Origin of the sequence: Streptomyces sp. NRRL WC-3549 (assembly GCF_000721935.1) — a bacterium.
Taxonomy (GTDB): Bacteria; Actinomycetota; Actinomycetes; order Streptomycetales; family Streptomycetaceae; genus Streptomyces.
In genome coordinates, this window is the sequence record NZ_KL585437.1 from 65220 (window position 1) to 66265 (window position 1046).

The following is a 1046-nucleotide window of genomic DNA, read 5'->3' on the forward strand; positions in this document are numbered from 1 at the left end:
GGCCCCCCGCCCCGCCGGACGTCCGGGCCCGCTCCACCCGGCCCGCCTCCTCGTCCACTCCGTGGGGCGCAGGGGACCACCGCGCTCGGCCCTCATCCCTGCCTGAGTACGCGGTACACCCCTGGACCCACCCCCACGGAGAACATCATGAGCAAGCGCAACAGCCAGGCCAACAAGTCCGCCGCACGCGAGCGGCTGCGCGCCGAACGCGAGCGCCAGGCCAAGAAGGACAAGGCCCGCAAGCAGATCGTCGTCGGCGTCTCGGTGGTCGCCGTCCTGGCGGTCGCGGGCGCCGTCGGCTACGGCGTGATGCAGCTGAACAAGCCCTCCGCCTGGGAGGCCGCCGCCGACGCCAAGAACGTGACCGCCCCGAAGAACACCTCGGGCGACGACGGCACGACCGTGGTCATCGGCAAGGACAGCGCCAAGAAGACCCTGGAGCTGTACGAGGACGCCCGCTGCCCGATCTGCTCCGTCTTCGAGCAGGGGGTCGGTGAGACGATCGCCAAGGACGTCGAGGACGGCAAGTACAAGATCAAGTACATCGGTGCCACCTTCCTCGACAACGCGTCCAACGGCGAGGGCTCCAAGAACGCCCTGAGCGCCCTGGGCGCCGCGCTCGACGTGAGCCCGGAGGCCTTCCTCGACTACAAGGCGGCGCTGTACTCCGCGAAGTACCACCCCGAGGAGACCGACGACAAGTTCGCGAAGGACGACTACCTCATCGAGGTGGCGAACTCGGTCGACGCGCTGAAGGACAACAAGGCGTTCCAGAAGGCCGTCAAGGACGGCACCTTCGACGCCTGGGCCATGAGGATGTCCAAGACGTTCGACAAGAGCGGCGTGCAGGGCACCCCGACGCTGAAGATGGACGGCGAGAAGGTCACCGCCGAGGGCAGCGACAACGCCCCGATGACGGAGGCCGAGTTCACCGCGGCGATCACCAAGGCGCTGAAGGGCTGATCCGCCGAGGGGTCCGCGTGACGTGTCCGGCCACGGGCACGGCTCCGGGCGTCGGACGGCCGACAGGCTGTCTCTTATACACA

At 68.5% G+C, this 1046-nt stretch carries 1 protein-coding gene; it reads left to right on the forward strand.

The features are described 5' to 3' along the window. Positions 1-147: 147 nt before the first annotated feature. A complete protein-coding gene (locus tag IH13_RS0132100) occupies positions 148-963 on the forward strand; it encodes a DsbA family protein (protein WP_031089949.1) in 816 nt (271 codons plus the stop codon). Positions 964-1046 lie beyond the last annotated feature (83 nt).

What these genes read in the sequence shown, in the direction of transcription:
- IH13_RS0132100 (WP_031089949.1), top strand. Translation starts at nt 148, where the DNA reads ATGAGCAAGCGCAACAGCCAGGCCAACAAGTCCGCCGCACGCGAGCGG.